Source organism: Ulvibacter litoralis (assembly GCF_900102055.1).
In the GTDB taxonomy this organism is placed as follows: Bacteria; Bacteroidota; Bacteroidia; order Flavobacteriales; family Flavobacteriaceae; genus Ulvibacter; species Ulvibacter litoralis.
Window position 1 is genome coordinate 477,663 of sequence record NZ_FNBA01000002.1, and the last position, 23,907, is coordinate 501,569.

At 34.2% G+C, this 23,907-nt stretch carries 24 protein-coding genes; 14 read left to right on the top strand and 10 right to left on the bottom strand.

Going from position 1 to position 23,907, the window contains the following annotated elements:
- Positions 1–215: 215 nt before the first annotated feature.
- On the top strand, positions 216–1,931 hold the full coding sequence (locus BLQ00_RS08260; RefSeq protein ID WP_093142996.1) for a helix-turn-helix domain-containing protein: 1,716 nt from the start codon (positions 216–218) through the stop codon (positions 1,929–1,931).
- Between the two features lie 7 nt (positions 1,932–1,938).
- On the opposite strand, the gene BLQ00_RS08265 is transcribed toward BLQ00_RS08260, so the two are convergent.
- The 6 genes from BLQ00_RS08265 to porX all read right to left on the bottom strand — a co-directional run bounded on the left by BLQ00_RS08265 (position 1,939) and on the right by porX (position 6,448).
- Positions 1,939–2,313: a DUF4258 domain-containing protein gene (locus tag BLQ00_RS08265; protein WP_093142998.1), complete on the bottom strand. Its 375-nt coding sequence runs from the start codon at positions 2,311–2,313 to the stop codon at positions 1,939–1,941.
- 32 nt (positions 2,314–2,345) lie between these two features.
- Positions 2,346–3,539, bottom strand: coding sequence for an alanine dehydrogenase (locus tag BLQ00_RS08270; protein WP_093143001.1), 1,194 nt, complete (start codon positions 3,537–3,539; stop codon positions 2,346–2,348).
- A gap of 59 nt (positions 3,540–3,598) precedes the next feature.
- Positions 3,599–4,126, bottom strand: a complete 528-nt coding sequence (locus BLQ00_RS08275) for a hypothetical protein (protein WP_139149375.1) — start codon at positions 4,124–4,126, stop codon at positions 3,599–3,601.
- Positions 4,071–4,208, bottom strand: a complete 138-nt coding sequence (locus tag BLQ00_RS17575) for a hypothetical protein (RefSeq protein WP_175445426.1) — start codon at positions 4,206–4,208, stop codon at positions 4,071–4,073. Before BLQ00_RS17575 ends, BLQ00_RS08275 begins: the two co-directional genes overlap by 56 nt.
- Before the next feature lie 182 nt (positions 4,209–4,390).
- The gene (tsaE, locus tag BLQ00_RS08280) at positions 4,391–4,804 is read right to left on the bottom strand and encodes a tRNA (adenosine(37)-N6)-threonylcarbamoyltransferase complex ATPase subunit type 1 TsaE (protein WP_093143007.1); all 414 of its coding nucleotides are present in this window, start codon (positions 4,802–4,804) and stop codon (positions 4,391–4,393) included.
- Between the two features lie 93 nt (positions 4,805–4,897).
- Positions 4,898–6,448: a T9SS response regulator signal transducer PorX gene (gene porX, locus BLQ00_RS08285; RefSeq protein ID WP_093143009.1), complete on the bottom strand. Its 1,551-nt coding sequence runs from the start codon at positions 6,446–6,448 to the stop codon at positions 4,898–4,900.
- Positions 6,449–6,572: 124 nt separating this feature from the next.
- Between porX and BLQ00_RS08290 the strand changes: the two genes are divergently transcribed.
- From BLQ00_RS08290 to BLQ00_RS08340, 11 genes are all read left to right on the top strand, one after another.
- On the top strand, positions 6,573–7,802 hold the full coding sequence (locus BLQ00_RS08290) for an HD domain-containing protein (RefSeq protein ID WP_093143011.1): 1,230 nt from the start codon (positions 6,573–6,575) through the stop codon (positions 7,800–7,802).
- A 104-nt stretch (positions 7,803–7,906) separates the two neighbouring features.
- Complete coding sequence (gene lpxD, locus BLQ00_RS08295; protein WP_093143014.1) at positions 7,907–8,932, top strand: UDP-3-O-(3-hydroxymyristoyl)glucosamine N-acyltransferase; 1,026 nt, start codon at positions 7,907–7,909, stop codon at positions 8,930–8,932.
- Positions 8,925–10,331 (top strand): bifunctional UDP-3-O-[3-hydroxymyristoyl] N-acetylglucosamine deacetylase/3-hydroxyacyl-ACP dehydratase, encoded by a 1,407-nt coding sequence (locus BLQ00_RS08300; protein ID WP_093143017.1) that lies wholly within the window; start codon positions 8,925–8,927, stop codon positions 10,329–10,331. Before lpxD ends, BLQ00_RS08300 begins: the two co-directional genes overlap by 8 nt.
- Complete coding sequence (lpxA, locus tag BLQ00_RS08305) at positions 10,332–11,117, top strand: acyl-ACP--UDP-N-acetylglucosamine O-acyltransferase (protein ID WP_093143019.1); 786 nt, start codon at positions 10,332–10,334, stop codon at positions 11,115–11,117. It begins immediately after the preceding gene.
- Between the two features lie 87 nt (positions 11,118–11,204).
- Positions 11,205–11,771, top strand: a complete 567-nt coding sequence (efp, locus tag BLQ00_RS08310) for an elongation factor P (RefSeq protein WP_093143022.1) — start codon at positions 11,205–11,207, stop codon at positions 11,769–11,771.
- Positions 11,772–11,837: 66 nt separating this feature from the next.
- Positions 11,838–12,773, top strand: coding sequence for a UDP-3-O-(3-hydroxymyristoyl)glucosamine N-acyltransferase (locus BLQ00_RS08315; protein WP_093143024.1), 936 nt, complete (start codon positions 11,838–11,840; stop codon positions 12,771–12,773).
- A 2-nt stretch (positions 12,774–12,775) separates the two neighbouring features.
- Positions 12,776–13,186: a nuclear transport factor 2 family protein gene (locus BLQ00_RS08320; protein ID WP_229792604.1), complete on the top strand. Its 411-nt coding sequence runs from the start codon at positions 12,776–12,778 to the stop codon at positions 13,184–13,186.
- Between the two features lie 104 nt (positions 13,187–13,290).
- The gene (gene sucD / locus BLQ00_RS08325) at positions 13,291–14,163 is read left to right on the top strand and encodes a succinate--CoA ligase subunit alpha (protein ID WP_093143030.1); all 873 of its coding nucleotides are present in this window, start codon (positions 13,291–13,293) and stop codon (positions 14,161–14,163) included.
- A gap of 112 nt (positions 14,164–14,275) precedes the next feature.
- Positions 14,276–15,022 carry a 3-oxoacyl-[acyl-carrier-protein] reductase gene (fabG, locus tag BLQ00_RS08330; protein ID WP_093143940.1) on the top strand — a complete coding sequence of 249 codons (747 nt, stop codon included), beginning with the start codon at positions 14,276–14,278 and terminating at the stop codon, positions 15,020–15,022.
- Positions 15,023–15,074: 52 nt separating this feature from the next.
- Positions 15,075–17,108 carry a vWA domain-containing protein gene (locus BLQ00_RS08335; RefSeq protein WP_093143033.1) on the top strand — a complete coding sequence of 678 codons (2,034 nt, stop codon included), beginning with the start codon at positions 15,075–15,077 and terminating at the stop codon, positions 17,106–17,108.
- Positions 17,109–17,124: 16 nt separating this feature from the next.
- Positions 17,125–17,940: a prohibitin family protein gene (locus tag BLQ00_RS08340; protein ID WP_093143035.1), complete on the top strand. Its 816-nt coding sequence runs from the start codon at positions 17,125–17,127 to the stop codon at positions 17,938–17,940.
- 51 nt (positions 17,941–17,991) lie between these two features.
- Here BLQ00_RS08340 and BLQ00_RS08345 read toward each other — a convergent pair whose 3' ends face one another.
- From BLQ00_RS08345 to BLQ00_RS08355, 3 genes are read right to left on the bottom strand one after another with little or no spacing between them, the layout of a single operon-like run.
- Positions 17,992–19,719, bottom strand: coding sequence for a sodium:solute symporter family protein (locus BLQ00_RS08345; protein WP_093143038.1), 1,728 nt, complete (start codon positions 19,717–19,719; stop codon positions 17,992–17,994).
- A gap of 17 nt (positions 19,720–19,736) precedes the next feature.
- A complete protein-coding gene (locus tag BLQ00_RS08350; protein WP_139149376.1) occupies positions 19,737–20,309 on the bottom strand; it encodes a hypothetical protein in 573 nt (190 codons plus the stop codon).
- Positions 20,310–20,315: 6 nt separating this feature from the next.
- On the bottom strand, positions 20,316–21,266 hold the full coding sequence (locus BLQ00_RS08355) for an OmpA family protein (protein WP_093143044.1): 951 nt from the start codon (positions 21,264–21,266) through the stop codon (positions 20,316–20,318).
- Positions 21,267–21,462: 196 nt separating this feature from the next.
- Here BLQ00_RS08355 and corA point away from each other — a divergent pair, with 196 nt between their 5' ends.
- Positions 21,463–22,545 carry a magnesium/cobalt transporter CorA gene (gene corA / locus BLQ00_RS08360; protein ID WP_093143047.1) on the top strand — a complete coding sequence of 361 codons (1,083 nt, stop codon included), beginning with the start codon at positions 21,463–21,465 and terminating at the stop codon, positions 22,543–22,545.
- A 66-nt stretch (positions 22,546–22,611) separates the two neighbouring features.
- Here the strand turns inward: corA and BLQ00_RS08365 are convergent, their stop codons facing one another.
- Positions 22,612–23,043: a hypothetical protein gene (locus BLQ00_RS08365; RefSeq protein WP_093143050.1), complete on the bottom strand. Its 432-nt coding sequence runs from the start codon at positions 23,041–23,043 to the stop codon at positions 22,612–22,614.
- Positions 23,044–23,182: 139 nt separating this feature from the next.
- Between BLQ00_RS08365 and BLQ00_RS08370 the strand changes: the two genes are divergently transcribed.
- Positions 23,183–23,863, top strand: a complete 681-nt coding sequence (locus tag BLQ00_RS08370) for a DUF2461 domain-containing protein (protein ID WP_093143053.1) — start codon at positions 23,183–23,185, stop codon at positions 23,861–23,863.
- Positions 23,864–23,907 lie beyond the last annotated feature (44 nt).

Below are 23,907 nucleotides of genomic sequence, written 5' to 3' on the forward strand. Positions count from 1 at the left end.
ACAACACTTCAAACTTCTTAACTATTGAGGTTAAAACCAAATGCTCGTAATCGAGATTCTTGAATTATTGGTCTTTATTCGTGAATTACGACCATAGATATATAGAGGTTTGTAGGTAAATCTGTAAATTATAAAACATAAAAGTATCCCCTTGTAAGTACGAGGTTTATAAGACTTTTATGTTTTTTTATAGTTTTATTTTTTAATTTATATCAATGAGATTATTTTTTCTTTTTTTATTATTGGGTTTGTCGGTTACGGCGCAAGACTATTCTATAGAAAAATTACATGTACTAGACGACGAAGAGTTATTAAGTTTATTTAATAAGGTTAGTAATGATTCAATAAAAGCAGAGCGAATTGCAAGGGTGTATCTTGAGAGAGCCCGTAGTCAAAACGATACAATTAAAATGGCGAGGGGGTATGATCGTTTGGCTAGAATTTTTAACCCTGAAACAAATCTAAAATTTGCAGATAGTGTTATCGAACTCACTAAAAACATAGATAATATAACATATCCAGCGTTGGGTTATATGATTAAAGGGTATATCTATAATCAAATAGGAGATTTAAAACTGGAAGTTAAAAACATAATTATAGCTTATGATTTATCTGTAGATCGTGAGAATACATCGCAACAAGTTTTTCTCTTAAACTCATTGATAAGAACAAAGTCTATTTGGGGCAATAAGTTAGAGGCGCTAAAATTGCAAAAGAAGAGGCATTCTATATTAAATGATAAAAAATATTTAGAAGGAATATTAAATTCAACTAGAAAAGGAGCTGTTGGTTTTGCTAAAGATATTTACCTTGAGAATGAATTGTCTTCTAATCAGAATTTTGTGTTATGTTATTTGGGATTGAAAAAATTAGATTCAGCTTATTTGTACCTTAAAAAGGGACTCAGCAAAGCAGATAGTTATAATGGTTATAATAATAGTAAATCATACTACAAAGAATGGTTCCTTGAAATGTCTATCGAAATTAATTATTATTTAAAAAAATATGAAAAATCAATAAATATTAGTGATGAATTATTGTTCAATGGATATGATTTAAATAACTCATCATTATTAAATATTAATTTGTTTAGAGGTTTAAGCTTAATAAAAACTAATAATTTAGAAAAAGGAATTTTGAATTTAAAAATAGCTGATTCGATAAGTGAATTTGAAAGTATATTGCCGTCACAGAGAATTGTTTATGAAGGGTTGTTTGATTATTATAAAAGCATTGGCGATTCTCAAAAACAAATTGTTTACTTAAATAAGCTACTATATATCGATAGTGTTTTTAATGAAAATTACCAGTATTTTGAACCTAATCTAATTAAGAACTTTGAAACACCTAAACTGTTAAGAGAAAAAGAGGAGTTGATTAGTGATTTAGAAGAAGATAATATTCGATCTAGAAATAACATGTATCTTGGATTGGCGGTTCTTTTCATCTCTTTTATTGCATTAGGGTATTACATTAATAGGCAATTAGTATATAAAAAAAGATTTGAATCCTTAATAGCGAGGCAAAAGGACAATAAGGGGCATTTGAAAGAGAAGAAATCTCTCTCTTCTGAAATATCACAAACAGTGCTCAAAGGTATTCTTGAAGGACTTGATAAATTTGAAAAAGAAAAGAAATACTTGTCTAAAGATGTTTCATTGCGAAGTTTGGCTAATTTATGTGATACAAACCCACGTTACCTATCGAAAGTAGTCAATAATGAAAAAAATAAAAATTTCAGCAAGTATATTAATGATTTGCGTGTAGAATTTGCTTTTAAAGAATTAACGGAGAATCCAACATTTCGAAAATATACTATTAAAGCTATTGCTGCTGACTGCGGTTTTAAAGGAGCAGAGTCTTTTTCAAAGCGATTCTACGAGCGATACAAAGTGTATCCTTCGTATTTTATAAAAAAGCTTGAGGAATAAAATAAAATTAGTCAGCGTTGTATACTTTTAGTACAGTAGCCTGTTCTTCACAGTTTTCAACTCTAATTTTTAAATTAGTATCAGAAATAGTCCCTTCTATCACATATTGTTTGCAGGAGTCAAGTTTGGTATTGCTTTCAGAGAATAAAACGGACCCTTTTCTAAGGAGTGTGGCTATTGCTGAAGTATCTAATCCTTTTTCAGAAAGAGAAATAATACTTTCTTCGGAAAATAAGCGAGGTTTAATTCTAATATTTTTTAATGTTCTTGCTTCTGGGCCATAATCACAAGAAGTCTTTTTGCCTCCTAAAAAGAAAAAAAGAATGATAAGGCCAATGGTAAATCCTCCTAAATAAAATCCTAACCGATAAATAAACTTCATAGAATAAGTAAAATTAGTTTTGTGTTTTTAAATTAGAAAATTAAAAGGTTTAGATCGCTATACGGCATGTCAAACCAATCACCAACAGCTTTATTGGTTAAAATTCCACGGTAAAAGTACAAACCATTCTTCAGACCGCTGTCAAATCTAATCGCATTTTCAATTCCTCCATATTCTGATATGTTTAATAGGTAAGGTGTGAAAATGTTACTGATTGATATAGAGGCAGTTTTAGGGTATCTAGCAGGGATATTAGGTACTCCGTAATGAATAACGCCATTTTTAATAACGGTAGGTTTGTCATGTGTCGTCATTTCCGTAGTTTCGAAACAACCGCCCATATCAACACTAACATCAATAATAACGGCCCCTTTCTTCATGTTTTCAACCATTGTTTTAGAGACAATAACAGGGGAGCGATTATTACCACGTACAGCCCCAATAGCAACATCACAACGTCTAAGGGCTTTTAAGAGATTTTTTGGTTGAATGGTAGAAGTATATATTGTTTGACCTAAGTTGTTTTGAAGCTTTCGGAGTTTTGTTATAGAACTGTCAAACACTTTTACGTTAGCTCCGAGTCCAATAGCTGACCTTGCTGCAAACTGTCCTACTGTTCCGGCACCAATAACAACAACCTCTACAGGGGGGACTCCACTTATATTTCCAAAAAGTAAGCCATTGCCTTTTTCTGCATTAACCATTAATTCTGCTGCTATTAAAACAGCAGCAGTTCCTGCGATTTCACTCAATGCTTTAACGGCCGGATATCCATTGTCTTCATCTTTGATAAATTCAAAAGCCAAGGCGGTAATTTTCTTTTTTGCTAAGGCCTCAAAATAACTTTTTTTCCTTGTTTTAAGTTGAAGCGCGGAAATTATAACCGATTTTGGCTTAATAAGTTTTATTTCTTCAATGGTAGGGGGTTCAACCTTAAGTATAATTGGACAAGCAAATACTTTATCGGTATCGCTTGTTAATAAAGCTCCAGAATCACTATAATTAGCATCGCTAAAACCAGCTTCAATACCAGCTCCTTTTTCTATTAACACACGGTGACCGTTTGAAACTACAGCTGCAACTGCATCTGGTGTTAAACATATCCGTTTTTCTTGAAAATAGGTTTCTTTAGGGATTCCAATGAATAATTCGCCCTTTTCCCTTGCAATTTCGAGGGTTTCTTCTTGCGGAAGTAATTGTGCTTTGGTGAATGGTGATATAGACATGGACTGTTTGTTAACAGAACCAAGTTACATATTTAATCTTAAAAAGTGAAGAGAAATATTTATTGAAATAAATCTTTAATTTGTCCCCAAACTGATTTTTTCTTTGCTAATTCTTCTTCAAATGATTGAAAGTCATTTTCACGTACTTGATTAAATATTTTAGCTCTAATCAGGTAGACAGCTGGCACAAGAATCATCATTAAAGGAAATATATAGACTAACTCTAGTTCATCTAAACTGTTACTTTCATTGATCACGCCCCATAGCTGAAATGAGTACATGGCGATAGGTACTAGAATGATCCAGTGCCACCAGTGCTTACAGGTTAAAAACCAGAGTAATAATAAGTATAGAGGGATGAATTTTCCAGTAAAATACCAAGCATAAGCATAGAAACTTGGGAAACTTGTATTTAATGTAAAAAAAGAAGTTTCCAAAGTCTGAGACTCTGGAAAACTTCTATAAGAATAAAATAAGATTGGTGATAAGGCAATTAATAAAACAATAATACCACCAATGACTAAAGACTTTCTATCCGTTTTGTAATGGCTTAAGTGTTTTGTCGACTTGTTGTTCGGTTTGTCCATTTTCGATGTTCTCTGGAGTGCAGGATGCAAATAATCCAAGTCCAAAAATTGCTACGATAAAAAGGTTTCTTGCTACTTTCATAATATTTGTTTTTGTGAGGTTAATAGTACAAACCTAGCACGAAAAAAGACAAGTATCTGAATTATGTTGTCCGTATCTTTATTAGTTTTTTTTTGGACAATAAAATATCCTTTAAAAATAATGCGATTTGGGGCAGCTATTTAAAAATCAGGAGAGTATGCAAATATGTTATCGTTTCAATTTTATTTCATGGGCTCTAATTTTACGGTCCTACTTCCGTTAGTGTTTTTTATTAATTGAATTTTAGTACTTTTTTCTGGCAATAAATTCGCGATTTTTTCTGGCCATTCAATTAAATTCCAATTATCGGAATCTAAATATTCTTCAATTCCAAAATCAAGCGCTTCTTCTTCTGATGTTATTCGATAACAATCAAAATGGAATAATTTATCGGTTTGTGTTTTGTATTCGTTTACAATTGAGAAGGTTGGGCTACTTAATGTGTCGGTAACACCAATTTTTTTAGCAAGTTCTTTAATAAGTGTCGTCTTACCAACACCCATTTCACCATAAAATAAAATGGTTTTGAATGGTGCACTTAATAATATTTGGTCAGCGATTTGGGGTAAATCCTTGATCATAAATGTTACTTGCATAGGTAAATTTAATTGCGCGTAAATGTAACATATTATTCGGATTATTTGTATAAAAAACCGACGAACTACACTAATGAAAGAATAAACCTACATTTATTTTGGATCTAGTACTACAAAAGGAATAATCATTTCTTCTAATGAAACGCCACCATGCTGGTAAGTATTACGGAAATAACTTACATAATGGTTGTAGTTATTTGGATAAGCGAAAAACATTTCACCTTTAGCAAAAATAAAGGAACTACTCATGTTTATTGAGGGTAAGTGTATGCTGCTAGGGTTTTTAGCTTCTAATACATCTTTCGTTTCATACGTAAGGCTTCGACCTGTTTTATAACGAAGATTTAAGCTTGTGTTTTTGTCTCCAATTACTTTTGATGGATTTTTTACATTTATGGTTCCATGATCTGTAGTAACGATTAATTTAAAGCCTAACTGTGATGCTTGTTGAATAATTTCCATTAAAGGAGAATTCTTAAACCAACTTTGTGTTAATGATCTGTAAGCCTTGTCGGTAGACGCAAGTTCTTTTATAACTTCCATTTCAGTTTTGGAATGCGACAGAATATCCACAAAATTATACACCACAACCGTTAAGTCTTCGTCTTTATGACTTTTAAAGCTATCTACTAATTTTTTTCCTTGTTTTAAACTTGAAATTTTATGATAACTCCAGTTAAGCTCTAGACCAAGGCGTTTTAATTGAAACCTCAAGAACTCTTCTTCGTGTAGATTTTTTCCACCTTCATCAGTATCATTCAGCCATAAGTCTGGATGTTTCTTTTCCATATCGCTAGGCATCAATCCACTAAAAATAGCATTTCTAGCATATTGAGTAGCTGTTGGAAGAATTCCGTAATACATTTCTTCACTATTCTTTTTGTAGTTGTTGGCTAAGAAAGGTTCAAAGGCTTTCCATTGATCGTAACGTAAATTATCAACTACGACCAATAACGTAGGTCTGTTGTCTTTTAACTCAGGAACCACTTTGTCTTTAAACAGGGTGTGAGACATGGTTGGTTTGTCTGCGTTTTTCTCAAACCAGCTTGGGTAATTCTTATCAATAAACTTACAGAATTGCGAATTAGCTTCCGATTTCTGAGATTCTAAAATTTCGAACATTCCAGAATCCTCGATGCCTTCTAGTTCTAATTCCCAATACACCAACTTCTGATACATATCTGCCCACTCTTCATAAGAGTTTACCATCGATAAGTCCATTGCTATTTTACGAAACTCTTGTTGGTAATTAGACGTTGTTTTTTCAGAAATTAATCGAGAGTGGTCCAAGTTTTTCTTCAGACTTAGTAAAATCTGATTTGGATTTACAGGTTTGATAAGGTAATCTGCAATTTTAGAGCCTATGGCTTCTTCCATGATATATTCCTCTTCACTCTTAGTAATCATCACAACAGGAGTAGAGGCTTCGTATTCTTTTAGTTCGGCAAGTGTTTCTAAACCAGTAAGTCCTGGCATATTTTCGTCTAGAAAAATAATGTCAAAATTCTGTTTTTTAACTTCTTCAAGCGCTTCAGTTCCACTTTGTGCTTTCGTCACTTTGTAATTCTTATTTTCTAAGAATAAGATGTGCGGCTTTAATAAATCAATTTCATCATCTACCCAAAGTATTTTTATGTCGCTCATATATGTATATTTGTTTATTAATTTTAGAAAGTGCCACTTTTATAAGAAGCTGCTTACTAGATACCAAAATTAGTTCCGAAGTCGTTCAAAACTCAATCCATCAGTATTAATTAAAAGTTAAAGTTTGAATCCACAAAACAAACTCAAAATAGTAAACGATCCAATCTATGGTTTTATTACCATACCAAGTCCGTTACTATTCGATTTAATAGAGCATCCATACTTTCAGCGGTTACGCCGTATTTCTCAAATGGGAATGTCATATTTGGTATATCCAGGAGCACACCACACTCGATTTCACCATGCGTTGGGAGCTATGCATTTGATGCAAAAAGCAATCTATGTGCTTCGTTTAAAGGGTGTTGAAATTTCAAAAAAGGAGGAGGAAGCCTTGAATATTGCAATTTTATTACACGATATTGGTCACGGACCTTTTTCGCATGCTATGGAGCATAGCATTGTTGAAAATGTGAGTCATGAAGAGATTTCATTGTTGTTTATGGAAGAATTGAATGCTCAGTTTAACAACAGATTAACGTTTGCAATTTCAGTTTTTAAGAATGAATATGAACGTAAGTTCTTACATCAGCTAATTTCGAGTCAGTTGGATATGGATCGGCTGGATTATTTACGACGCGATAGTTTTTACACGGGAGTTTCAGAAGGGTCTGTAAACTCAGAACGGTTAATCACAATGCTTAATGTAAAAAACGATCTGCTTGTTGTTGAAGAAAAAGGCATTTATTCCGTAGAAAAATTTATCGTTGCACGAAGGTTGATGTATTGGCAGGTGTATTTACATAAAACAAGTCTTGTAGCTGAACAGTTGTTGCTTCGAGTTTTAAAACGAGCAAAAGAGTTGACACAACAAGGAGTAGAGCTTCCCGCAAGTGCTGCATTGTCTTTTTTTCTGAAAAATCACGTTACTATTGAAGGTTTTTCAGTCAAGGTATTAGATACCTTTTCTAAGCTTGACGATTACGATATTATTTCGTCCATGAAGTCTTGGGTTTCATCTGAAGATTTTGTGTTACGCAGTCTTTCAGAAATGCTTTTAAATAGAAATTTGTTGAAAGTTAAGATGAAAAGCAAACCGTATGCTTCAGAAAAAATAGAAGAACGTAAAAAAACTTTTCAGAAGAAACACAACCTATCTGCTAATGAAGCATCTTATTTCGTATTCGGTGGTGAAGTGTTTAATCAGGCCTATAATATGGAAACAGAAACAATTAACTTGTTAACCAAAACAGGAAAAGTAGTGGATGTGGCTAAGGCAAGTGACCAATTAAACCTTGAAGCGCTATCAAAAAAAGTGGTAAAATATTATCTATGTTATCCTAAAAGCGATTACTAAACCTTTTTTTCTATTTTTGCAAGAATGAAATGTAGCCAATCACAAATACATATTTCTATTACTCGTTTAATTAGTAAGGATACATTTCAAATCAATACCAACCAATGAAATTTACAGCAGCTCAAATAGCAGGCATTTTAGAAGGTGTAGTGGACGGGAATGAAGAAGTAGAAGTATCTAAACTTGCTAAAATAGAAGAAGGAAGTGAAGGAAGTTTAACCTTTCTCGCTAACCCTAAGTACACACCTTATATCTATACAACAAAAGCATCTATTACAATTGTAGATAAAGACTTTGTTTTAGAGCATCCTATAACTACCACCTTAATACGCGTAGAGAATGCTTATAAATCGTTTTCTAAGTTGTTAGAATACTACAACCAAGTAAAGATGAATAAAACAGGGATTGAAAAACCTGTATTTGTTTCTGAAAGTGCTACCTATGGGGAGAATATCTACTTAGGAGCTTTCGCGTATGTTGGGGATAATGTGACTATTGGAGATAACGTAAAAGTATATCCCAACGCATATATTGGTGACAATGTTAAAATTGGAAATAATGTAACTGTATTTGCAGGGGCTAAAATCTATTCTGAAACAGTAATAGGAGATAACTCTGTAATACATAGTGGAGTGGTAGTAGGAGCTGATGGTTTTGGATTTTCTCCAAACGAAAAAGGGGAATACATAAAAGTACCACAAACAGGAAATGTTATTATTGAAGCCAATGTAGATATAGGTGCAGGAACGACTATAGATCGTGCAACTTTAGGCTCTACTGTGATTAAAAAGGGAGTGAAGCTTGACAATCAAATTCAAATAGCTCACAATGTTGAGATAGGTGAAAATACTGTAATTGCTGCACAAACGGGTATCGCTGGATCTACCAAAATTGGCAAGAATTGTATGATTGGTGGACAAGTAGGAATTGTTGGACATATAACTATAGGTGACAATGTCAAAATTCAGGCGCAAAGTGGAATAGGACGAAATGTGAAAGATAATGAAACATTGCAGGGGTCACCAGCGTTAAGCTATGGCGATTTCAATAAAAGCTATGTTCACTTTAAAAATCTGCCAAAAATAATGGATCGATTTAATACCTTTGAAAAAAAACTGAATAATGAGTAACGCAATGGTAAAACAACGCACTATAAATAAAGAGGTTACTTTAACAGGAGTGGGTTTACACACTGGAAAGGAAGTAACATTAACTTTTAAACCAGCTCCAGAAAATCACGGATATTCTTTTGTTCGAATAGATTTGGAAGGAAGTCCTGCTATTAAAGCGGATGCTAACTATGTTGTAAATACACAACGTGGAACTAATTTAGAAAAAGACGGAGTTAAAATACAAACTTCAGAACATGTTCTTGCAGCATTAGTGGGAATGGAAGTGGATAACTGTATTTTAGAATTAAATGCTTCGGAACCGCCAATTATGGACGGGTCTTCTAAGTTTTTTGTTGAAGCTATTGAAAAAGCAGGAATTGTAGAACAAGCGGCTTGCAGAGAAGAGTATGTTGTAAAAGAAGTTATTTCGTATTTAGATGAAGAAACAGGAAGCGAAATAATTGTAATGCCGTCAGATGAGTACCAAATTACAACAATGGTCGATTTCGGAACGAAGGTTTTAGGAACTCAAAATGCTTCTTTAAAGCATATCTCTGACTTTAAAGATGAGATTTCAGATTCTAGAACATTTAGCTTTTTGCACGAAATTGAAATGTTGTTGGAGCACGGACTTATTAAAGGAGGGGACTTAAACAATGCAATTGTATATGTAGACAAAGAATTGTCTCCTGAAACAATGGAGAAATTACGGTCTGCATTTGGAAAGGATAAAATTTCAGTGAAGCCGAATGGTATTTTAGATAATCTTACGTTGCATCACCCAAATGAAGCCGCACGTCATAAATTATTAGATGTTATTGGCGATTTAGCTTTAATAGGAACTCGTATTCGAGGGAAAATTATTGCGAACAAGCCAGGACATCACGTTAATACACAGTTTGCAAAAAAACTTTCAAAAGTTATAAAACTAGAAAGTAGAAATAAAGCTCCTAAAATAGATCTTTCGGTACCGCCTGTAAAAGATGTGAATCAAATCATGGACATGCTTCCGCATCGTCCACCGTTTTTGTTTGTAGATAAAATTCTAGAAATGTCAGACTCTCACGTGGTGGGGCTTAAGAATGTAACAATGAACGAACCGTTTTTTGTTGGACATTTTCCTGGAGCACCTGTAATGCCTGGTGTTATAATAGTAGAAGCTATGGCGCAAACAGGAGGGATATTAGCGTTAAGTACGGTTCCAGATCCTGAGAACTACCTTACGTATTTTATGAAAATAAACAATGTAAAGTTTAAACAACAGGTAAACCCTGGAGATACGCTTATATTTGATTTAAAATTAATGTCACCTATACGTCGCGGAATTGTTCTTATGAATGGTCAAGCGTATGTAAATGATAAACTAGTCGCTGAGGCAGAATTGATGGCTCAGATAGTAAAAACTAAAAATATATAAATGAATCAGCCTTTAGCATATGTCCATCCGGGCGCGAAGATTGCCAAAAATGTAGTAATAGAGCCATTTACAACTATTCATAACAATGTTGTTATTGGTGAAGGAACCTGGATAGGGTCTAATGTGACTATTATGGAAGGTGCTCGAATTGGTAAAAATTGCAACATATTTCCCGGTGCAGTTATTTCTGCAATTCCGCAAGATTTAAAATTTCAAGACGAAGATACTATTGCCGAAATCGGTGATAATACCACCATTCGTGAGTATGTTACTGTAAATAGAGGTACTGTAGATAGAGGTAAAACGGTTGTTGGTAAAAATTGCTTGATCATGGCGTATTGCCATATTGCACACGATTGCATCGTTGGAGATAATTGTGTGTTTTCTAACAATAGTACATTGGCAGGACATGTAACAGTGGGTGATTTTGTTATTTTAGCTGGAATGACAGCTGTTCATCAGTTTTGTATGATTGGAAATCATGCTTTTGTAACAGGAGGGTCTTTAGTTCGTAAAGATGTGCCGCCGTTTGTTAAGGGAGCTCGTGAGCCACTTTCGTATGTAGGGATTAATTCAATTGGGCTACGCCGAAGAGGGTTTACTCCTGAAAAGATTAGAGAAATTCAGAATATCTATCGTTTGCTGTACCAACGTAACTATAATAATACGCAAGCCGCAGAAATTATTGAAGCTGAAATGGAAGCGACACCAGAAAGAGATGAGATTCTTCAGTTTATAAAAAATTCGAAAAGAGGAATTATGAAAGGGTATTTTAGTAATAACTAAGAAATTAGGTTAAAACGAGTATCTTTCCGAAGAAAATAAATAATAAATAGATAGTTCGACGCAATTATCAAAAACAATAAAGTATAAATGGCAACAAGTTCAGACATTAGAAAAGGATTATGTATTAGGTATAACAATGATATTTATAAAATCATTGAATTTTTACACGTTAAACCAGGAAAAGGACCTGCATTTGTTCGAACTAAACTTAAAAGTGTAACTTCTGGGAAAGTAATTGATAATACTTTTTCTGCAGGACATAAAATTGATGATGTTCGTGTTGAAACACATAAATTTCAATACTTGTATAATGAAGGACCAACCTATCATTTTATGAATACGGAAGATTACTCTCAAATTCAACTTGAAAAGGATGCGTTAGATACTCCTGAGTTGATGAAAGAAGGTGAAGTAGTGACTGTCATTATTAATACTGAAGATAATGCGCCACTTTCAGTTGAAATGCCAGCACATGTTATTTTAGAAGTGACTTCTACAGAGCCTGGTGTAAAAGGAAATACTGCTACTAATGCAACAAAGCCTGCTGTAGTGGAAACTGGAGCAGAGGTAAATGTTCCTTTGTTTATCAATGAAGGTGATAAGATCCGAATTGATACTGAAAAAGGAAATTACCAAGAACGTGTAAAAGAATAATTTAGAAGCGTAGCGTGCGAGTTTATACTGTTATTTCTTTATATTTAAAGCTAATTTTAGCTAATTATGAAATTTAAAAATCCCCAAACATTAGAAGCAATAGCTGCAATAATCAACTGTGATTATGTAGGACATGCCGATTTTTCTGTGTTGGGTATGAACGAAATTCACGTGGTGAGACCAGGTGATATTGTTTTTGTAGATCATCCTAAATACTACGATAAAGCACTCGAATCGCAAGCTACAATTGTTCTCATTAATAAAAAAGTTGACTGTCCTGAAGGTAAAGCACTTTTAATTTCTGACGACCCTTTTCGCGATTTTAATACCTTAACCAATCATTTTAATCCGTTTATAGCAGCGAGAGCTGTTATTGCAGATTCGGCTGTTATTGGTGAGCATACGATTATTCAGCCAAATGTTTTTGTTGGAAACAATGTAACTATTGGTAAAAACTGTTTAATACATGCCAATGTCTCCATTTACGATAATACGGTAATAGGAGATAATGTAACCATACACTCAGGAACAGTACTTGGAGCCGATGCATTCTATTATAAAAATAGACCTGAAAACTTCGATAAGTTAGTAAGTGGAGGAAATGTTGTTATTGAAGATGATGTTGATTTAGGAGCTTTGTGCACTATAGATAGAGGGGTTACGGCTTCTACTATTATTGGTGCAGGTTCTAAGTTAGACAATCAGGTACACGTTGGGCATGATACTGTAATTGGTAAGCGTTGTTTAATAGCTTCGCAAGTAGGAATTGCAGGGTGTGTGCTTATTGAAGATTTTGTAACTATTTGGGGGCAGGTGGGGATTACCAGTGGTGTAACTATTGGTGAGAAAGCAGTAATTTCTGCTCAAAGTGGTGTAAGTAAATCGTTGCCAGGGCATAAATCCTATTTTGGAACTCCTGCTGATGATTTTAGAAAAAAATACAAGGAATTAGCATCTATTCGTTTAATTCCGGATATTATTGATAAGTTAGATAAACTGTAATAATGAAAAGCGCAAAAGATATTATAAAAGACTTTTATAGGTCGGACATTCTAAAAGATGATTCTGTTTTAACAACTTATTTCCACCCAGATTTAGAACTAATTTGGAATAGTAATGATGGGTTAACAGTTATGAATAGAGATGACTTGGCTTCTTTGTTTTCTGAAATTCGTCGCACTTATGACGATATTAGAGCAGAGGTGAGTCATGTTCTTGCGGATGAAAATTTCGTGACAATTCGTTATAAATACTATATAAGAACTATTGAAAACCCTGATGAGGAATTAGGAATAGCTCATTTTATTGCTATTTGGGAAGTAAAAGACGGAAAAATCTACAGAGGACATCAAGTTAGTCAGCCTGCAACAGATAAAGATGATACTAATAAATCTTATCATAAGGTTAAAGTATAAAATAGCGGAAAACTTCCGTAAAAAAAGTATATTTGCAATCAACTTCTAAAGCTAGCGCGGAGGAAGTTTTATTTTTTTAAATTCATTAAAAACGTAGAAAAAGAATGAGTGTTTTAGTTAATAAAGATTCAAAAATAATTGTACAAGGATTTACAGGTAGTGAAGGTACTTTTCACGCTGGGCAAATGATCGAATACGGAACCAATGTTGTAGGAGGTGTAACGCCAGGAAAAGGGGGTCAAACTCATTTAGACAAGCCTGTTTTTAATACAGTAGAAGAAGCTGTTAAACAAGTAGGAGCAGATACAACTATTATTTTTGTACCACCAGCTTTCGCGGCAGATGCAATCATGGAAGCAGCAAATGCTGGAATTAAAGTTATTATAACTATTACAGAAGGAATTCCTGTAGCCGATATGATTAAAGCTGCAGACTACTTAAAAGATAAAGATTGCCGTTTGGTAGGGCCTAACTGTCCAGGTGTAATTACACCAGGAGAAGCTAAAGTTGGTATTATGCCAGGTTTTGTATTCAAAAAAGGAAAAGTAGGTATTGTTTCTAAATCAGGAACACTAACGTATGAAGCTGCAGATCAAGTTGTAAAACAAGGATTAGGAATTACAACTGCGATTGGTATTGGTGGAGATCCAATTATTGGAACCACAACTAAAGAAGCAGTAGAGTTATTAATTAACGATCCTGAAACAGAAGCTGTTGTTATGATTGGTGAAATTGGAGGTCAGTTAGAAGCTGATGCCGCACAATGGTACAAAGCGTCTGGAAGTAAAAAGCCTATCGTTGGTTTTATTGCAGGTGAAACTGCTCCAGCGGGAAGAACAATGGGGCACGCAGGTGCGATTGTTGGTGGAAGTGATGACACTGCACAAGCTAAAAAGAAAATTATGAGAGAATGTGGAATTCACGTTGTAGATTCTCCTGCTGAAATAGGAAAAAGAGTAGCTGAAGTTCTTGGCTAATATTCTTAAAAAATAGAAAAAAAAGCCCTGTTAAATTAGCAGGGCTTTTTTTATGGAGAACACACAGCGATTTATTATATTTGATTTTATTCCAAAGAAATTATCTAAGACTATGAAATTATTAGAAGGGAAAACAGCTATTATTACCGGAGGAAGCCGCGGAATTGGGAAAGGAATTGTAGAAACCTTTGCACAACACGGTGCAAATGTTGCATTTACGTATAGTTCTTCTTCGGAAGCTGCTGAAGCTTTGGCTGCCGAGCTTTCAAAAACTGGCGTGAAGGCTAAAGCATACCAAAGTGATGCTGCAAGTTTTAGCGAATCTGAGCAATTAGCCGCTACCGTTCTTGAAGATTTTGGAAGTATAGATATCTTAGTAAATAATGCCGGAATTACAAAAGACAACCTATTAATGCGTATGTCTGAAGCAGATTTTGATAAGGTTATTGAAGTTAACTTAAAGTCTGTTTTTAATATGACTAAAGCGGTACAACGTACTATGCTTAAACAACGCAAGGGTTCTATTATTAATATGAGTTCGGTAGTAGGCGTAAAGGGAAATGCTGGACAAACTAATTATGCAGCTTCTAAGGCTGGAATTATTGGTTTTTCAAAGTCAGTAGCTTTAGAGCTTGGTTCTCGTGATATTCGTTGCAATGTGATTGCACCAGGTTTTATTGAAACCGAAATGACCGGAAAATTGGACGAAGCAACCGTACAAAGTTGGAGGGATGCTATTCCTTTAAAGCGAGGCGGTTCTCCAGAAGATATTGCAAATGCATGCGTCTTCTTAGCAAGCGATTTATCAGGGTATGTTACCGGTCAAGTTTTGAACGTGGACGGAGGAATGCTTACTTAACAGACAATCCCTTCACTGTTCTAAATTTACAGTAAACACCCTTACCACATTTATGACAGCAGAAACTATTCTTTTTATAGGTATTGCAGGAATTTTTTCCTTGGCAGTTTCTGTATTCATGTATGGCTATAAAACAAAATACAAAGGGATGTTGCGCTGGGTTTTTGGAGTGCTTCGATTTGTAACTTTATTTTCAGTATTGCTATTATTGATTAACCCGAAGTTTAAAACGGAAACGTATACCGTTGAAAAACCGAAACTTCCAATTTTAATTGATAATTCGGCCTCTGTAGTTGCGTTAAATCAAAAAGAGAATGTAGAAGCACTTTTGAAGCAGTTGCAAGAAAATCCTGATCTTAACGATCGTTTTGATCTTTCTTTTTTTTCCTTCGGAAATGATTTTAGAGGCTTAGATAGTTTGTCTTTTTCTGAAAAGAATACGAATATCTCTAAAGCTTTGGCATCTATTAATGAGTTGTTTAAAAATGAAACAGCGCCAACAGTCTTAATTTCTGATGGAAACCAAACCTTAGGAGCGGACTATGCGTTTTCTTCAGCAACATTTAAAAATCAGATCTTTCCCATTGTATTGGGGGATACTACAAAACACACCGACTTAGCTATTGAGCAGCTTAATACCAATAGATATGCTTTTCTGAAGAATCAGTTTCCAATAGAAACGATATTGGTGTATAATGGAACGGGAAGCGCAAACAGTCAGTTTATTGTAAAACAAGGTGCTTCAGTTGTGTACCGTAAGCCAGTTTCATTTTCAGAAACAAACAATACGCAAACAATTTCGTTTACACTTCCTGCTACTAGTGTCGGACTTCAGAAATATACAGCACAGTTAGTTGCTTTGCAAGACGAGAAAAATACGTCTAATAATGTGAAGCAGTTCGCGGTAGAAGTAATTGATCAGGCAACCAATGTATTGATTGTAAGTAGTATTGTTCATCCAGATGTGGGTGCTTTAAAAAAGGCAATTGCTTCAAACGAGCAACGCACAGTACTAATTAAAAAGCCTTCAGAAGCAGCTGCATTGCTTAATGATTATCAGTTAGTGTTGCTGTATCAACCAGATAGAAGCTTTTCAACGGTATATTCAGAAATAGAAAAACTTAAAAAGAACACGTTTGTCATTACAGGACTCGAAACAGATTGGAACTTTTTAAATAACATTCAGAAAAACTATTCCAAAGAAATAACAAATCAGACGGAAGATGTTTCTGGGATTTTAAATGTGAATTACGGAACATTTGCGGTAGACGATTTAGCTTTTGAAGCCATGCGTCCACTTAAAACCTTATTTGGCGCGTTAGAAATCACGGTGCCTCACGAGGTTTTGTTAGAGCAGTCTGTAGATGGTTTTTCTTCTGAAACGCCTATGCTTGCGACCATGGAGCTTAATGGAGTTAGAAATGCGATTTGGGACGGTGAAGGACTTTGGAAATGGCGTGCACAATCCTTTCTGAACGATAATAGCTTTGAAACCTTTGATAATTTTACGGGTAAGTTAGTGCAGTATCTTGCGTCTAACAAACGTAGGAGTAGGTTAGAGGTGAGTAATGAAACGTTTTACTACAATAACAATCCAATTAAGATTTCGGCGCAGTATTTTGATCAAAATTTTGTGTTCGATTCACGTGCTTCCTTGTCGATAAATGTGACAAATTCTGAAACGAAAGAGAGAATTACCTTTCCGTTGCTGTTAAAGAATAACTTTTACGAAGTGGATTTAAATAGTTTAAATGCAGGCTCTTATTTATTTACAGTTTCGGTAAATGATCAAACAGTTGCTCGTAGCGGAAGTTTTACAATTCTAGACTTTAATGTAGAGCAACAGTTTTTAAATGCAGATGTTGCTAAGCTTCAGTACATAGCGAACACTAGTAACGGAGCTACGTATTTTGTATCGCAGGTAGATCAGTTAATGAGCGATTTAACAAAGGATAATAGGTACCAACAAATTCAGAAAAGCGAACAAAAAGTGATACCTTTAATCGATTGGAAGTATTTACTTGCCATTATAGTTCTTTCCTTAACGGCAGAGTGGTTTATGAGGAAATACAATGGATTAATTTAATTTTTAAAAATATACTATGGAGAAATTACCTAAAATTGGAATACCAGTTATTATAATTGCTATTCTTCTTATTATTTTAATAGCAAAATCTGCTATAACGATCGAATCTGGTCAAGCTGGAGTTCTATACAGAACTTTTGACAATGGAGTTGTAACTGACGAGCCACCTCTAGGGGAAGGGTTTCATGTAGTGGCACCTTGGAATAAAGTGTTTGTTTACGAAGTACGTCAGCAAGAGCTTTTTGAGAAATTACGAGTATTGTCTTCTAATGGTTTGGAGATTCAAATTGACGCTTCAGTCTGGTATCAGCCTGTTGTTAGTGATTTAGGGAATTTACACCAAACATTAGGTGAAAACTACCTACAACGTGTGATTCAGCCAGCTATACGAAGTGCTGCAAGAAGTGTGGTAGGGCGTTATACACCTGAACAATTATATTCTAGTAAGCGTGATGCTATTCAAGATGAAATCTTTGAAGAAACGAAAAAGATATTGACGAAGCAATATGTTCAACTAAATGAAATTTTAGTACGTGATGTGACACTTCCAACAACGATAAAAGAAGCAATTGAGCGTAAGCTAAGACAAGAGCAAGAGTCGTTAGAATATGAGTTTAGATTGGTAACAGCTTCTAAGGAGGCAGAGAAAGTGATTATTGAAGCGCAAGGTAAGGCAGAGTCAAACCGTATTCTTAGTGCTTCGTTAACAGATAAGATTCTTCAAGATAAAGGGATCGATGCTACTTTAAAGCTTTCAGAATCACCAAATACAAAAGTAATTGTGATTGGAGCAGGGGATAGTGGACTTCCTTTAATTCTAGGAGATAACTAAAAAGATTCATCAACTATAAAAAAAGCCGCTTCTTAACTGAAGCGGCTTTTTTTATACAATCTTTTTCCAAAGTTTAATTAGTAAGGTAGCACAGATTATGGTGGTAACGGCTAATGCTACGGCGGGAAAAATGTTTCCGTAGATAAAATATCCTGTAGCAAATAAGAAACTATAGGTTCCAATAATCCCGAGGAAGAAGGCTATTATTTTATATCCGATATTGTGAAACTTAGATTCTTTTCCATAAACTAAGTTTTCAAAAGTAGTTATGGTTTTAGTATCGGTTGGCTTTGTAAGAAGCGTCGCTAAAATCCATCCCAAAGTAGTAATCAAAACACCTAGTACTAATTGCCAGTGCCCTTCTAGTTCAAATAAAGGTGTCTCTAGTTTTTTATTAATAAAAAAGAATACTGCGATTAAGAAGGATACAACCATTGCTGTAATCTCACTATATGGGTTGATTCGTTTCCAGAACCATCTTAAAATAAAGAGTAATCCTGTTCCTGCACCAATTTGTAATAATAGATCAAAAACATCTTTCGCAGATTTTATATAAAATGAAAATAAGGCTGCGCAAAGCATTAATAATACGGTTGAAATACGTCCTACCAGTACTTTTTGTTTTTCTGAAGCTTCTTTATTAATAAACCTTCCGTAGAAGTCATTGACAATATAGGAGCTTCCCCAATTGAGTTGTGTGGAGATGGTGCTCATAAAAGCAGCGATTAATGATGTTAAAACAATTCCAATTAGCCCTGCGGGTAAATAGGTCATCATTGCGGCGTACGCAACATCGTGTCCTTGCATTTCAGCATTTAAATTTGGAAATGCTGTAGAAATACTTTCAAGGGTAGGGAATAGTACTAGTGAAGCTAAACCAACTAGTATCCACGGCCATGGACGAATTGCATAATGCGCAAAATTGAAAAATAGGGTTGCCCAAGTAGCATTTTTTTCATCTTTAGCGGCTAGCATTCGTTGTGCAATATATCCGCCTCCTCCAGGTTCTGCTCCTGGATACCAAGTACTCCACCATTGTACAGCAAAAGGGATGATAAATAAAGTAATGAGCATTTCGGTATTTGAAAAATCGGGAAGTATATTTAATTTACCTGAAACATTTTCGTGTGTTAGTAAATTTTGTAATCCGCCAATTTCAGGAATATTTATAATATATATGGTAGCCCATATAGATCCAACCATTGCAATGATAAACTGAATAAGATCGGTGATTAATACTCCTTTTAGTCCTCCTAACGAAGAGTATATCACTACAATAATAGAAGAGTAGAGAAGGGCTTCCTGTTGTGATATACCTAATAAAATGTTTGCAATTTTTGCGCCGGCCAAACAAACTCCAGCCATCGTGATAATGTTAAAAATAACCCCTAAGTAAATGGCTCGAAATCCGCGTAAAAAACTTGCCGATTTACCTGAATAACGAAGTTCATAAAACTCTAAGTCGGTATTAATACCAGAACGGCGCCATAATTTAGCGTAAAAGAAAACAGTTAACATTCCGGTGAGTAGCATTGCCCACCAAACCCAGTTTCCAGAAACACCGCTGGTTCGAACCAATTCTGTTACAAGTCCTGGAGTGTCGGCAGCAAAAGTTGTGGCTACCATGGAAACTCCAAGAAGCCACCATGGCATGTTTCGCCCAGACAGGAAAAACTCTTGGGTGTTTTTCCCCGATTTTTTTGAAACAACAATTCCGATGATAAGGAAAAGAATAAAAAAGGAAATGATTAAAACCCAATCAATAGTTGCTAATTGCATAAGATGTATTGTGGTATTTAGTTTTGGTTTAATGCTTCAGCCTGTCCTACCCAATCGTCACGTTCTATTCTTCCAGGAAAAAAATCAATGAGATCGGTAATAATTCGAATATCAGATTCTTTTAATTTACTTACTTGATCAAAATTATAAATTCCAATCTCGTTAAGTTTTAGTTCTATGTATGGGCCAACTCCTTTAATGCGCGTAAGATTGTCTTTATTGTTTTCATCTCCATAACCAAAGCTTTCAAAATCTAATTCGGGCATTGATCTGTTGTAGGTTACATAATTAGATCGTGTTTTTTCTAAAGTATCTTGATATAAAGAGGTAATGGGCTTTGTAAATGGGTTGTTTCTTTTCGATTCTGGCCTCTGGGATTTAACTTCAGTATAGACAGTGTCTATCCCTTTAATCCTTTTAGAAATAATAGATTCGTTAACTTCTTTTTTTAAGCGTTCAATAAGTCCTTTGTATTTATTTTTTTGAAACCACCAGGCAGAGAAATATCCAATTAAGAAAGTACTTAACATCAATATAAATATCCCGATATAATCGGGTAGAGTATTTATAAAATCTGTAAAATCTGTCATTGTTTTTTAGTAATATACTACAACTACACGCCTGTTCATCGTTCTTCCTGCTTCTGTATTATTTGCTTCAATAGGTTCTGACTCTCCTTTAGAAGAAGATTTAATTTTAGAGTTACGAATTCCTCCTTTAGCAATTAAATACCATTCTACCTGTTTGGCATAGTCCAAGCCCATTTTATAGTTATCTATTTCATTTCCAATGTTGTCTGTGTGTCCAATAAGTTCAATACGTACATCTGGATTGTCTTGCACTACTTGTTTAACTTCAGCTAATAGTTCTTTTAAATTGTCGTTTATGAGTATTCCTGAATTTGAAAAAGTAGGATATACTGTTTTGGTGTCGGGGAGTCTAGTTTTTAATTCCTCAACCCTGTTTTGGTCTAAAGGTTTGAATAAAATAGAAATACTATTATCGAAAAAGCCTTCTTCATTAAATTCGAGTGCTTTAATAATTGGTTTCACCACTATATTTTCATTCGGAATCCCCACACTTAAAAGAACTTCTTTTATTTTTTCTCCTCTTTTGATGCCTAAATTCGGAGATTCAAAATTTTCCGAAGCGCTATAAAGAGAGTTGATGTGTACTTCTGTATCGGGATGCTCTTGTAAGTATTTTTTAGTTTTGTATTTAAATTCAATAATTGCTGCAGGAATAAAAATCTCACTGCTATTTTCTAATATGGATACATTTTCTGAATACATGAAAATGATATCTCCATCGACAGTAACTCCTTTTAGACCAGATATTTTAGTTTCTTTATTCTTGTTGTATTCTTTGATGGCTCGAATGGATTCTGCTTTTTCAATGGAGTCTTTTTCTCTCTTGGTGCTCGTTTTTATAAGCTTTTCTGTCTTTACGGACATCGATTTATCGGTGTTTTGATACGATGAATAGAGCCATAGGCCAAAAAATGACCAAACTAGAAAGACAATAAACATGATTAAAAAATTCTTCATCTACATAAGATTACTGAAAATCAGTAATTTGTATTCAATTGGGTGATTAAAACAAATCTATGAAATTTCTTACTTTTTTCTATTAATAACATCACTTGTTTTTAACATTATTTTGAACAATAAATTGCCCTATTCAAAATAGTATTTTATTCAATCAATTTTTTACCTTTATTTCTAAACAGAAACGTAGAGTACCATGGCAAAACGACGCAAAAAGAGAGTTGCATCTAAAAAATCTAAAAATTTCCAGAATTCTGTCCCTGGAACAGTGGTTTATACGGGTGAAAAAGAAAGCACACACATTTCTTTAGATATTATAGATTACTCTAAGGATCACTTTTTAAATGTTAAAACTGAAAATATAGAAGATGCCTTTAAATACAAGGGTTCTGAAAATATTACATGGATAAATGTAGATGGTCTTAATAACGCTAAAACCATTGAAAAGTTAGGGGCGCATTATAACTTACATCCCTTAATTCAAGAAGATATTGTCACTACAAATCAACGCCCAAAAATCGATGAATATGAAGGCTATCTATTCATTGTTTTTAAAATGCTGCATTACAATGAAAATAATGAATTTGTGAATGAACATGTAAGTCTTGTTTTAGGAGAAGATTATGTGGTTACGTTTCAGGAGTCTGATGGAGATGTTTTTGACGGACTTAGAGATCGTTTAGAAAATGCCAAAGGGCGAATTCGAAACTCGGGGCCAGACTATCTAATGTTTGCGATTATGGATGCTGTTGTGGATAATTACTTTAGTGTAATTGAAACTTTAAGTGCTAAAATTGAAGAAATTGAAGATCAGCTCTTTGAGGATAACGTAGATTCTGGTTTGGTACAGGATATTCAGGAAATTAAAAAAGAAATTTTACGAATACGAAGAGCGGTAATTCCGTTGCGAGAAGTGATTAATAGATTGGAAAAAATAGACTCTCCTCTAATAGAAAACGTGACACAAAATTACATTCGTGATTTATACGATCATATTATTCAAGTAAGTGAAAGTGTCGATATTTATCGAGAAATGATTTGGGGGTTAATGGATATGTACATGTCTACCATAAGTAATAAAATGAACGAAGTAATGAAGGTGCTTACCATTATGGCTTCTATTTTTATCCCTTTAACTTTTATGGCAGGTATTTATGGGATGAACTTTGAATATATTCCCGAATTGCATTTAAAATACGGATACTATTACTTATGGATTGCAATGATTTTGGTGTTCTTAGGAATGCTGTGGTATTTTAAAAGAAAAAAGTGGTTATAGTTATAACTAAAAACACTTCCCAATTACTTTATTCTAGGGAGTGTTTTAGTTTTTCTTGAATTTAAATTAATTAATCCATCCCTTCTGTGTAGCGCCTTTGCTGTAGTAGTATAGAAATATAGCAATCGCTATAATGATGATGGGCATCACAATGCCCATTCCAATTCCGAATACTTTAACAGAATCTGTTGCGAATGTAGAAAACCCCATTTGTATTAAAACAGCAACCAACGATACGGCAAACGTAGCAATGGCAAGTTTCTTTTTTAGAATTAAAAACAAACATCCTAAAGTTCCTGTTATTACTCCAATGCCAAATACAACGTGCATCCACGAAGGACCAGCGTCTAATACTTGGAGCTGTTCTAGGGTGTATTGCGCTCTAAATGATGCGCTATTTGTTACCGTTAGAAAAAAATTATAGACTCCCATGAGATTCCATATGAGTCCGACAATGGCTATAATCCAAAAGCTTGTACCGGGTTTGTTTGCTGTCATACTGTTTTGTTTTTAAGGTTGTTATCTCTAAAAGTACAACTTTTATCGTATTTTTTTAAATGAATTCTATTTGTATAATGCGATTCTAATACTTTTTGTAATTTCATAAATTAAAATCTAACGTTAAAAAGAAGCGCTAATGCCTGTGACTATTCCTAAATCCTCTTTTAATTTTTTATTGAAACTTAAAAAGAATAATCATCGCGATTGGATGCAAGAGCATAAGAGTGATTATTTAGCAAACGAAAAAATGCTTAAAGCTTTTTATGCTTCAATTGAAGAAGAACTCAATAAAACAGACAAGATAGATAAGCTGAAGGTATTCAGAATTAATAGAGATGTGCGTTTCAGTAAAAATAAAACGCCGTATAATGTACATCGAAGTGTTGGTTTTTCTAGAGATGGTGCGCATAGAAGAGGGAGTTATTATTTACGATTAGAGCCTGGAAATTCAGCAATAGCAGGTGGTTTTTTTAATCCGAATCCTGCCGATTTACTACGTATTCGAAAAGAAATTGAATTGGATGCTTCCGAAATTCGTACTATTCTAAACCAAAAAGAATTTAAAAAAGCATTTGGTAATTTTGACCAAGCAAATACAGTTAAAACAGCACCTAAAGGTTTCAGTAAAGAAGATGAAAATATTGATTTGATTCGATTGAAGAACTTTATTGTGGTTCATAAGTTTCCAGATGATGTGGTTTTTTCCGAAGATTTCCAACAAATTGTAGTACAGCACTTTTTATTAATGCGTCCTTTTTTCGATTATATGAGTTCTGTTTTAACGACAGACCTTAATGGAGAGTCTTTGTTGTCATAGTATTTTATAGAGAAAGATTTGATAATTATAAGTCAAATAACTTA

What these genes read in the sequence shown, in the direction of transcription:
- BLQ00_RS08260 (WP_093142996.1), top strand. Translation starts at nt 216, where the DNA reads ATGAGATTATTTTTTCTTTTTTTATTATTGGGTTTGTCGGTTACGGCG.
- BLQ00_RS08265 (WP_093142998.1), bottom strand. Translation starts at nt 2,313, where the DNA reads ATGAAGTTTATTTATCGGTTAGGATTTTATTTAGGAGGATTTACCATT.
- BLQ00_RS08270 (WP_093143001.1), bottom strand. Translation starts at nt 3,539, where the DNA reads ATGTCTATATCACCATTCACCAAAGCACAATTACTTCCGCAAGAAGAA.
- BLQ00_RS08275 (WP_139149375.1), bottom strand. Translation starts at nt 4,126, where the DNA reads ATGGACAAACCGAACAACAAGTCGACAAAACACTTAAGCCATTACAAA.
- BLQ00_RS17575 (WP_175445426.1), bottom strand. Translation starts at nt 4,208, where the DNA reads ATGAAAGTAGCAAGAAACCTTTTTATCGTAGCAATTTTTGGACTTGGA.
- tsaE (WP_093143007.1), bottom strand. Translation starts at nt 4,804, where the DNA reads ATGCAAGTAACATTTATGATCAAGGATTTACCCCAAATCGCTGACCAA.
- porX (WP_093143009.1), bottom strand. Translation starts at nt 6,448, where the DNA reads ATGAGCGACATAAAAATACTTTGGGTAGATGATGAAATTGATTTATTA.
- lpxD (WP_093143014.1), top strand. Translation starts at nt 7,907, where the DNA reads ATGAAATTTACAGCAGCTCAAATAGCAGGCATTTTAGAAGGTGTAGTG.
- BLQ00_RS08300 (WP_093143017.1), top strand. Translation starts at nt 8,925, where the DNA reads ATGAGTAACGCAATGGTAAAACAACGCACTATAAATAAAGAGGTTACT.
- lpxA (WP_093143019.1), top strand. Translation starts at nt 10,332, where the DNA reads ATGAATCAGCCTTTAGCATATGTCCATCCGGGCGCGAAGATTGCCAAA.
- efp (WP_093143022.1), top strand. Translation starts at nt 11,205, where the DNA reads ATGGCAACAAGTTCAGACATTAGAAAAGGATTATGTATTAGGTATAAC.
- BLQ00_RS08315 (WP_093143024.1), top strand. Translation starts at nt 11,838, where the DNA reads ATGAAATTTAAAAATCCCCAAACATTAGAAGCAATAGCTGCAATAATC.
- BLQ00_RS08320 (WP_229792604.1), top strand. Translation starts at nt 12,776, where the DNA reads ATGAAAAGCGCAAAAGATATTATAAAAGACTTTTATAGGTCGGACATT.
- sucD (WP_093143030.1), top strand. Translation starts at nt 13,291, where the DNA reads ATGAGTGTTTTAGTTAATAAAGATTCAAAAATAATTGTACAAGGATTT.
- fabG (WP_093143940.1), top strand. Translation starts at nt 14,276, where the DNA reads ATGAAATTATTAGAAGGGAAAACAGCTATTATTACCGGAGGAAGCCGC.
- BLQ00_RS08335 (WP_093143033.1), top strand. Translation starts at nt 15,075, where the DNA reads ATGACAGCAGAAACTATTCTTTTTATAGGTATTGCAGGAATTTTTTCC.
- BLQ00_RS08340 (WP_093143035.1), top strand. Translation starts at nt 17,125, where the DNA reads ATGGAGAAATTACCTAAAATTGGAATACCAGTTATTATAATTGCTATT.
- BLQ00_RS08345 (WP_093143038.1), bottom strand. Translation starts at nt 19,719, where the DNA reads ATGCAATTAGCAACTATTGATTGGGTTTTAATCATTTCCTTTTTTATT.
- BLQ00_RS08350 (WP_139149376.1), bottom strand. Translation starts at nt 20,309, where the DNA reads ATGACAGATTTTACAGATTTTATAAATACTCTACCCGATTATATCGGG.
- BLQ00_RS08355 (WP_093143044.1), bottom strand. Translation starts at nt 21,266, where the DNA reads ATGAAGAATTTTTTAATCATGTTTATTGTCTTTCTAGTTTGGTCATTT.
- corA (WP_093143047.1), top strand. Translation starts at nt 21,463, where the DNA reads ATGGCAAAACGACGCAAAAAGAGAGTTGCATCTAAAAAATCTAAAAAT.
- BLQ00_RS08365 (WP_093143050.1), bottom strand. Translation starts at nt 23,043, where the DNA reads ATGACAGCAAACAAACCCGGTACAAGCTTTTGGATTATAGCCATTGTC.
- BLQ00_RS08370 (WP_093143053.1), top strand. Translation starts at nt 23,183, where the DNA reads ATGCCTGTGACTATTCCTAAATCCTCTTTTAATTTTTTATTGAAACTT.